Here is a 9,563-nt window from a genome sequence, read left to right as displayed (position 1 = left end):
CGCCCGCCACTCGCCCTCATACCCGTTGTGGGGAAACGGCCCGAAGCGCGTGGAGCCTTCGGCGGTGGTGAGCGTCGCCACGGCGGAGCCCGCGTGCACGTATGAGGGCGTGAACTCCAGCAGCAGCCGCGCCGCATCGCTCAGCACCTCCAGCTCCCACGTCGGCCGCCACTGCTCGGTGAGCGCGCCGACGGCGTGCACGAGGCCACCCCCCGCGATGAAGCCGAGCTCGTAGCCCCAGGGCGACAATGCCGATGCCGAGACGACCCGCGCGTCCGCGCCGGGCGGAAGGAAGCGCCGGACCAGCGGGAGGTCGTGGATGGCCAGGCCAAGCACGCCGCCGGTGACCATCGATGCGCGCACGGCCGGGTCGGCGAGGTCGGGCAACCCGAGGTCGGGCCGGGAGGTGAGCACCTCGGTCGCCGACGACTCGAACAGCGCGTTCGGGGGCAGGACCACCCGCGACCGGATCGTGTGCGCCTCCCGCGCGCCCGGGGGCAGGGCCTCCCAGGCTGCGACGGCCGCCGACCACGCGGGATCGAAGGTGTGCATCGCTCCGACGACGACCGGCACACCTGTCTGCCTGCTCGCCTCGGCGATCGACTCCGCCTGGTCGCGGTCCGTCGCGAACGGCTTCTCACACAGCACCGCGCGCACCCCCGCGCGCATCGCCGCGACGACGTGCTCGGCGTGGAAGGCGCTCGGGCTGCACACGGCGACGACGTCGACCCCATCGTCGGCGAGCAGCTCGTCGAGCGAGGTGGAGGCGCGGGCCCCCGTCCGTGCCGCTACGGCCGACGCGACCTCCGGGTTCACATCCATCACGTTCCGCACGGCGAACGCGTCCGGCAGCCGCGCCAGGGTCGGCAGGTGGATGGCCTGCACGACGGGCCCGGCGCCGACGATGCCTACACCCAGCGGCGCCTCAGTCATCGCGCGCCCTCCGCAAAGTAGGGCTGCGCCAGGAGATTCTCGCGCGAAAGGACGGCACTCTCGAATGGCGTCCCGTGCTTGGGCAGGTCCACCTCGACCACGTACCACCCTGCGAATTCTGCGGGCAGCGCGTCGAGCACCGCGGCCAGGTCGAGGTCGCCGGCACCGGGTTCGGCCCAGACGCGCTCCGTGCGCGTCGCGTCGTAGTAGTTGACGCCGCCCCGGATGACCCGGGCGGCGGCCGCCGCGTCGAGGTCCTTGAGGTGGATCCCCGCGACGCGGTCCCGGTACTCGGCCACGAGTGCGGCCGGGTCCATGCCCGCGAAGGCGAGGTGGCCCGTGTCCGGGCCGAAGCGCAGCTCGCCGCCGCGCGTGCGATCGAGGATGCCCCGCACCTCCGGCTCGGTCTCGATCCACGAGCCGACGTGCGGGTGCAGGGCCATGGCGACGCCCTCGCGGCGCGCCGCCTGCGCGGCGAGCTCGAGGCCGTCGGCCATGATGGCGACCCGCTCGCCTGAGGCCTCGGCGCCGATGGCGGGTCCGGCGCGCCGGGCGTCGCACATGTGCTGGGCGATGAAGAGGGTGTCGGCCCCCAGCTCGGCGGTCTGGGCGGCCTGGACGCGCGCCGCCTCGACCACAGCGCTCCGCTCGTCCGGCCGGTCGAAGAACCCGCCGAAGTAGCCCGGCGCGGGACGCAGGCCGTACTCGGCGAGCAGCGACCGGTACTCCCCCGGGGTGCTGCCGGGCGGCACGTCGGCGTGCACCGCCGAGTAGCCCGCCCGGGCGATCTGGTCGAAGGTCGAGCGCAGCCGTTCCGGCGACAGGTCAAGTCCGCGCTCCTCCAGCAGGAAGGGCAGCGGGTTGATCGCCACGCGTTCTGATCGGGACATGGTGCCTCTCACTCGGGGGGACGGCGCGGCGCCCAGTCGGCTCCGCGCGCGATGTCGATGAACCGCTCGCCTATGAGCACGTGGCCGGCGGCGTCGGGGTGGAGCCGGTCGTGCAGATGGTGGGTGTCGTCCGGCCCGAGCAGGCGCCGGCCGTCGAGGTAGCGCACCGTCGGGTCGTCGCGCTCGGCGACGACGCGTTCGAGCGCGGGCCGCACCGCCGAGAGCGTGAGCACACCGGGGCGGTCGCCCGCGTCGGGGGTGCCGGTCAGGGCGCCGTCGGGGCCGATCACGGTCGGGCCGGGCGTGGTCTCGTGGATGGGGAGCGCGACGGGCGAGATCACGACGACGGGGGTCTCGGGATGCCCTTCGCGGATGGTGTCGAGGAAGCCGTGCACCGCCGGGGCGAAGGTGCGGGAGCGGAAGGCGTCCGCGTTGACGACGTTCACCCCGAGCTTCAGCGTGATGAGGTCGGCCGGGGTGTCGCGGATCACGCGGGCGACGAAGGGGTCGACCATCGCCTGGCCGCCGAGGCCGAGGCCCGTCAGATCCCAGTCGAGGGCGAGCGCCGCGACCGCGGGCCAGGTGCGGGTGGGGCCGTCCGCCTCCGCCCCGTGACTGATGGAGCTGCCGTAATGCGTCCAGCGCGGACGATCCCGCGGCGGGGCCGGGGCGATGGCCGCGTCGGCGCGGACGGAGAGGATCTCGGTCGCGCTGACGTGCGGCAGCCAGACCTCGACGACGCGGGGGTCCGCCGTGCGCTCGCCCAGCGAGAGACCGGCCACCGACACGGAGCCCGGCACGAGCTCGGTGGCCCCGCCCGGCAACTGACGCACGATCGGCCCGTTGAGGAACGACCGTCGATCCATCTCCCGGCCGTCCACCACGGCGACCAGCACGGCCGGGCGGGCGTCGTCGCTCACGGCCGCGGGGTGGCTGCGGGTGAGCAGCGCCTCGATCACGACGGTGCGCGCCGAGGTCAGCAGTTCGAGCCGCACGCCCGCAGTCTGCCCCGCCATCCGCTCGATCGACTCGTCACCGCCCCGGCGCCGGATGCTGTGCGGCAGGCGGACGGGCGACACGGTCGTGGCGGTCTGGTCGGCGTAGGCCGTTCCGCGGATCGCCGCGCGCACCTCGTCCCTGGTCAACTGGTGGACAGGCATCTAGGGCTCCCAACGGAGAAGCGAGAGGGCGGTGCCGCCGAAGACGCGGTCGCGCTCGGAGGGGTCGAGGAAGCCGAGGGCGTCGGCGGCGAAGGCGAGGGCGTCCGCGTACGAGTGGTGCGCGGTCGAGACGGGCCAGTCGGAGCCCCACGCGAGCCGCTCGGGCCCAAACGCGCGCGCGAGACGCTCGAGGCGGGCGGCCACATCCCGGTAGGGCGGCCCCTCCTCCGACACGTAGCGGAACCCCGACACCTTGACGCCGATGCCGGGATGCCCGGCGAGGCCGAGCAGGGACTCCAGGTCCGCGTCGCTGCGCGAGAGGCCCTGGTGGTGCAGCAGCACGGTCAGTTCAGGGTGGCGTCGTGCGACCCCGGCCACGGCCCGGTGCCACGGCGGCGGGGCGTGCAGGCTCGCCACCAGCCCGAGCCGCTCCGCCGCCGAGAAGAACGCGGCCGCCTCCGCGGTCTCGAACCAGCCGTCGTCGGCGTCGGCGAGGTAGTGCGTGAAGCCCCGGGTGCCCAGCCGGGCGACCTCGTGCTCCAGCCGGCCCGCCCCGCCCGGCCGGTGGTACGTGCCCGACCAGCGGGAGTCCACGTCTGCGAACATCCGGAACTCTCCGGGATGCTCGGCCACGACCGCGGCGACATCGTCGTTGTTGTCCGGATTCCCCGCGCCCGCCTCGCTCCCGTCGATCGCCGCCGCGACGATGGCGGCCCGGGCGACGCCCGAGGCGGCCATCGTGTCGAGCAGGGCGCGGGTCGTCGCGCCGTCGGCCGGTGCCGGGGTCGGATACGGCCAGCGGCGCCACAGGTGGCAGTGCGCATCGACGATCATCGGAGCCCCACCGATGCGGGATCGATCCCCGCGCCGACCGCGCTGCCCGCGCGCGGGGGCTCCGCTGAAGCGCCGAGTCCGAGCAGGACCTCGGCGAGGACGGCGCCGCCCACCGACGACAGCAGGTGCACGGCCCAGGGCTGGAGGGCGGCGCCGTGGGGCGCGAACACGACCCCCTGCTCCTGCGCGAGCGCGGCCACCCGGCCCGCCGTGCCCAGGCCGCCGCACCACGTGACGTCCACCTGCACGATGTCGGCGCAGCCCGCGCGCAGGAATCGCTCGGCCTCCACGCGCCCGAAGAGGTGCTCGCCCCCGGCCACGGCGACGGGCTGCCTGCGGCGCAGCTCCGCGTAGCCCGCCAGGTCGTCCGGCAGGAGCGGCTCCTCCACCCAGCCGAGGCCGTGGTCGCGTGCGGCGTCGAGGAAAGCGGTGGTGTACTCCAGGTTCCACGACATGAAGCAGTCGATCGAGACGGACACATCGGCGGGGATGCGATCGCGCACCTCGTCCAGCCGGTTCAGGTTCGCGCGCAGCCCCTCCTTCCCCTCCGCCGGCCCGTATTGCATGGGAACCTTGACGGTCGCGCTCGTGGCGACGAGGGCGGGGTCGACGTGGTCGAGCAGTTCGGGCGCCGGGCAGGTGAGATAGTGCGGCAGCGGCCGGTCGTCGCCGCCGAGCAGGGCGGCGAGCGAGACGTCGGCGGCACGCGCGGCCAGGTCCCAGAGCGCGAGTTCGCACGCCGAGAGCGCCATCGACAGGATCCCGCCCGCCGCGTAGGGGAGGGCCGCGCGGTGCAGCTGGTCGACGCGCGTGTCGAGATCGAGGGCGTCGCGCCCGAGCAGCAGGTCGCGGAAGTGGCTCTCGATCAGGGCGGCCGTGACGACGCCGCCCCGGCTCTGCCCGACTCCGAAGACGTCGGGGTCGTCGGTCTCGATCAGCACCCAGACCAGGTCGCTGCCCGGGCCCCGCCAGCTGCTGCGCCGCTCGGCGAACTCCGGGTACCGGGAGAGCGGCGTCGACACCCGGCTCTCGTCGAGCCAGGTCCCGGTGGAGAACGGGGACACCTTCACAGCGACATTGCGGATCAGCACGGATTCCTCGGTTCGACGGCTCGTGGGGAAGCACTGGCGATGCTAACGTAAGCACCGGTTTAGTTCAACATTCGAAACTGCCGTCCACCCCACTGGACACATCGACGACGATCTGGAGTATGGATGAGCCCCCGCGCACTGGCGAGAGCCGGACTGGAGACCTCCCTCAAGCCCTTCCCCTCCTGGAGCCAGGCCGACATCGCCGCCACCGCCGCCACGATCTTCGACCGGTGGCGCGACGTCGCCGGGGCTGCCGACTCGGTCGCCGTGCTGCTCTGGATCGCGGACGGAAGCGAGATCCTCGAATGGGACCTCGACCTCGATCGCGAGGTGACCTGGGCCAGCTCGGTCGGCTTCTCCAACACCGAGTTCGGCGCGTATCCGCACGCCGTGACGCCCGAGAACACCGCCCGCCCCTTCCGGGAGGAGGTTCAGCCGCTGACCTACCGCGACATCCGCCGCCTGGTGGCGACCATCCGCTCCGTCGGCGAGCGTCTGCTCGGCGTGCCGGTGAGCGTGGGGGCGACCTTCGATCCCGGGCCGGAGTTCGCCCGGTCGACCTTCAAGTACGAGCAGCACCCCGAGATCGTCGCCTCCGACAACGAGAAGGAGATCGGGCGGCTCATCCGGATGATCCGGGCGAACTCCGTGCTGCACGCGGACGAGCGCGCCTTCGCGGGGTATCCCGACGGCGTCCCCGAGGGCACGCCGTTCGGCGAGTTCCTCGGCCGTCAGGCGTCGTCGTACCTCGCCGAGCTCGGCTTCGACTACCTCTGGCTCTCCAACGGCTTCGGCTTCAGCGCCTTCTCGTGGACGCCGCTCGGCGAGGTCTACACCGGCGAGGCGTTCCTGCCCGATCGCGTCCCGGAGGTCTCCGCCACACTCCTCGAGTTCTGGCGCACGTTCACGCGGGAATGCCGGTTCCCGATCGAGGTGCGGGGCACCAATTTCTCCACCGGGATCGACCTCGGGGGCGACGCGGTGCCGACGCGCGAGATCTATCGGACCGGCGCCTTCCGCAACCCGCCGCCGAACTCGCCGTGGGGGCCGCTCAACGAGGACTTCGGCATCGAGCTGTCCGGCTACCTCTCGCGCATCGCCGAGGTCCCGGCCGACGGCTTCCTCTTCCGCTACTACGTCAACGATCCGTGGTTCTGGCAGAACCCGTGGTGGGATTTCTACAACCGCGAGCCGTTCGACATCTATCTGCCCCTCAGCGTCTCGCGCCTGGACGCGGACGGACGGGTGCGCACCGCGTCCGACGTGCAGTTCCTCTCCATCGACACCGAGCGCGGCGACCTCGACCCCCGCGCCGGGCGAGAGGTGGGCTCGCACGTCCTGCGGGCGCTCGAGTCGGCGCCGGACGAGGCGGGCCCGGTCGTCTGGCTCTACCCGTTCGACGAGTACGCCGACGACGCGGAGGCTGACCCCGCGTCGGTCCAGCACCCGTATTTCGAGGACTGGTGCCTGACCGCCGGCATCAACGCCGGCGCCCCCGTCAACACCGTCGTCTCGACGCGGTCGCTGGCCGCCGCCGTCGACGCGGGCACCCTCGACGGACGCATCGTCGTCACTCCGACCCGGGCCCTCCGAGGGCCTGTGCGGGAGCTGCTGGCCACGCTGACCGCGCGCGGGACGACGGTGCTGGCGTACGGCCCGGCCGATCGGGCCGACGCGGAGGCGCGAGCGCTCCTCGGCCTCGAGCTCGCAGACCCGGTGGACGGCGACCTCGACCTCGAGACGCGCCTCGACGACGACACGATCGTCGCGGCGCCGCAGGGCAGGCGACTGCGGCACGCGGCGACCCTCTCCGGCGGCGGCATCCGGGAGGTCGCGGGCGCGGGCGCCGGTGCGGAGGTCCTCGCCACCGTCCGCGCGGGCGACGCCGTCCGCGCCTACGCCACGCGACGCGGGCCGTGGGCCTGGCTGCGTGGATCCTCGAGCTTCGACCGTGCGCCGATGGACGCCCGCGGGTTCCGCCACGCGCGCCCTCTCGAACCCGGCACGTTCGTCGAGCCCGGCGGCGTGCTCGGCCGCGTGCTCGGGGCGCTGGGCGTCTCCTGCCGCTTCACCCGGCTGACACCGAACTCGCGGCCGGCGGTGCAGACCGTCCACCGCAGCCGCGGAGCGATGTGGCTGAGCGCCTACCTCGCCGACACGACGACGCGACCGCGCTACCGGTTCCCGCTGGGCGCGCCTGTACTCACCGGTCACGAGGGCGTGTTCGCGGATGGGCACACCGAGTACGCGCTCGGCAAGTCCGTCCACGCCGAGGCCCGAGTCTTCGCCGACCAGCGGCAGGGCGCCGTCCTCCGCTGCCGCGAGCTGCCGCCTTACCCATATTCGATGACCCGCACGCTCTCGGCGAGCGGGTTCCTGGATGCCCGCGTGCGCGTCTGCGTGCCCGCGGGAGCCTCCGACGTCACGCTGGTGCGCGACGACCAGGCGAACCTCAACCTGGTGGGCGATGTGGTGGAGTCCCGCGACGTGACCCACGAGGTCGTGGCCGGGGTCCTGGAGCTCGAGCACGTCACCGGCTCCATCGTCGTGAGCTGGCGGGAGGCGGACTAGCGCCAGCGCAGCACGGCGACGCCCCACTCCGACAGGGTGACGTGGAGGCTGTTCCCGTCGGGCACGACGCGCGCGCCGAGGAGCGCGTCCAGCGGGGCGAGCCCGTCCACGTCACCCTCCCGCAGGGTGACGGAGAGTTCCGCCGACGGGGGTCCGACGAGGAAGAGCAGCTCCTCGTCGCCGCTGACCCCGCGACGCCACTGGACGGTCGTCCCGTCGGTGTCACCCACGCGCACCGACGGCTCGATGCCGGCGCCGGCGACGAGCGCGCCGACGAACGCGAGGGCGCCCTCCTCGGGCGCCCGGAGCCGACCCCTCGCGAGGAAGGTGCCGATGCCCAGCACCGAGCCCGCACCGATCCGCCGCTCGACCGCGACCGGCCGGCCGTCGTGCCGGGCCGCGACCCGCGCGCCCGCCGAGTCGTACTCTTCGACCCAGCCCGCGGCCGGGACGGTGAACGCCCGCCCGTCGAGGTCGACCTCCAGCGTCCCCGTGCCGGGGAGGGCGCGCCTGCCCCGGGAGCGGATGCCGAGCTCCGCGGCGGCGGTGCGCTCGCCCGGCTCCCGGTAGAACGCCTCGTCGTCGAACGCGTGCAGATCCGCCTCCGTCACGAGCCGGCCTCCCCGCTCCACCCAGGCGCGCACGGCGGCGAGGGCGTGGTCGGGGACGGCCAGCGGCCACGGCAGCACCAGCAGCCGGAGGTCGTCGAGGCGGCCCAGGTGGTCCGGGTCGAGCACCTCGTACGGCATCTGGAGCTGTTCGAGGATCGCCAGCCAGCCGAGCACGCTCCCCTGCGCTTGTCGCCCCTCGTTGCCGTCCTGCGCCCACTCGAGGTAGTAGGTGTCGGGGAGGAACAGGACGCCGATGCGCGCCGTCTCGGGGCGATAGGCGTCGAGCAGGGCGGCGTGCTCCCGGATCAGCTCGCCCGTCCGCGCCATGGCCGCGAAGCGGCCGGGCGCGTGCCCGTCGTCGCCGGCGAAGCCGAAGCCTCCGGACTCGCGTCCGAGCACCTCGTCGCGCCACTGCCAGATGATCACTCCCTTCGCGCCGCGGCCGATCCCGTTCCAGAGCCAGCGCTGCTGCTCCTCGGGCGTGACGGGAGGGAGGACGTGGTGGCCGAGCCGGCCTCCGCCGCCCTGCAGCTCGGCCAGCAGGAACGGCCGGTCGCCGGCCGCGCTCCGCGTCGCCTCGATCCGGATGCCCAGCTCGAGAGGGGACATGCCGGTGAGGTGCGGGAAGCTGGAGCAGCCGTATCCGTCCAGCTCGTCCGCGAGGGCGAAGTCGTTCCCCCGCGACAGGGGCTGCTCGAAGAGGCTGCCCGCGGAGTTGACCGACGGCTCGCCGCAGTGCGCGAGGATCGGATGCACGGGATCGGCGGCGCGGAGGGTGTCCCGCCGGAAGCGCAGGTGCTTCCTGGCCCGCTCGGTCAGGAAGCGCTGGAACGCGACGAGGTCGGTGTAGGGCAGCCCCGGGGTGCGGCCGGGCTGCACGTCCTCCCAGCCGCCGAACCGCCGGCGCCACGCGCGGGCGACGCCGTCGAGGTCGCCGTGGCGCTCGCGCAGCCAGTCCTGGAACGCACGGATGCTCGCCGGGCTGTAGTCCAGGTGACCGGCCGCCTCCATCGCCCAGCGGTTCTCGTTCCAGCAGTCCCAGGCGACGAGGGCGGGGTGGCCGGCGAAGTGGCGGCCCGCCGCGTCGAGGAAGACGCGCATCGCCTCCAGCACCCGCGGGTCGTCGAAGGAGCCTCCCGGCGTCACCCCCGCCTGCGCCTCCACCCGGGTGGTGGAGGGCGACACGCGACCGAGGTGGTCGACGGCGGCGGCGTCGGGGTGGCGCCGGAGCAGCCAGGCCGGCTGCATCTCGGTGATCGTGCTGATCACCACGTGGAGCCCGCGGGCGTGAGCCAGCTCCATCAACCGGTCGTAGTCGGACCAGTCGAGCACGCCTTCCGTCGCCTCGACCCACCCCCAGATGAGCCAGAGCTGGACGGTGTCGAAGCCCGCACGGACCACGCCGTCGAGGTCGGCCTCCCACCGCGTCGGGTCCGGGGACGGCGGCCGGTAGTACTGGACCCCGAGCAGCAT

General features: G+C 73.7%; 7 protein-coding genes. 1 reads left to right on the top strand and 6 read right to left on the bottom strand.

Annotated elements, in window-relative coordinates; genetic code table 11:
- From BGO91_RS19635 to BGO91_RS19615, 5 genes are all read right to left on the bottom strand, one after another.
- On the bottom strand, window positions 1-933 hold a 933-nt coding region (locus BGO91_RS19635; RefSeq protein ID WP_290474417.1), incomplete at its 3' end, for a Gfo/Idh/MocA family oxidoreductase.
- Window positions 930-1,823 (bottom strand): sugar phosphate isomerase/epimerase, encoded by an 894-nt coding sequence (locus tag BGO91_RS19630; protein ID WP_290474416.1) that lies wholly within the window; start codon window positions 1,821-1,823, stop codon window positions 930-932. The genes BGO91_RS19630 and BGO91_RS19635, both read right to left, overlap by 4 nt.
- Window positions 1,824-1,831: 8 nt before the next feature.
- Entirely contained in the window at window positions 1,832-2,983 is a 1,152-nt protein-coding gene (locus tag BGO91_RS19625; RefSeq protein WP_290474415.1) for a GDSL-type esterase/lipase family protein, read from the bottom strand.
- On the bottom strand, window positions 2,984-3,817 hold the full coding sequence (locus BGO91_RS19620) for an amidohydrolase (RefSeq protein WP_290474414.1): 834 nt from the start codon (window positions 3,815-3,817) through the stop codon (window positions 2,984-2,986). It abuts the gene before it with no gap.
- Entirely contained in the window at window positions 3,814-4,908 is a 1,095-nt protein-coding gene (locus BGO91_RS19615) for an enolase C-terminal domain-like protein (protein WP_290474413.1), read from the bottom strand. The genes BGO91_RS19620 and BGO91_RS19615 overlap by 4 nt, the downstream gene beginning before the upstream one ends.
- Before the next feature lie 123 nt (window positions 4,909-5,031).
- On the opposite strand from BGO91_RS19615, the gene BGO91_RS19610 reads away from it, so the two are divergent.
- Window positions 5,032-7,479 (top strand): hypothetical protein, encoded by a 2,448-nt coding sequence (locus tag BGO91_RS19610; protein ID WP_290474412.1) that lies wholly within the window; start codon window positions 5,032-5,034, stop codon window positions 7,477-7,479.
- Here the strand turns inward: BGO91_RS19610 and BGO91_RS19605 are convergent.
- Window positions 7,476-9,563: a beta-galactosidase gene (locus BGO91_RS19605; RefSeq protein WP_290474411.1), complete on the bottom strand. Its 2,088-nt coding sequence runs from the start codon at window positions 9,561-9,563 to the stop codon at window positions 7,476-7,478. The two genes, BGO91_RS19610 and BGO91_RS19605, sit on opposite strands and share 4 nt — an antisense overlap.

This window comes from Leifsonia sp. 71-9 (assembly GCF_001898805.1).
GTDB lineage: Bacteria > Actinomycetota > Actinomycetes > Actinomycetales > Microbacteriaceae > Leifsonia.
The sequence above is the reverse complement of the archived record's forward strand: the minus strand, read 5'-3'. Positions and strand labels throughout refer to the sequence as shown.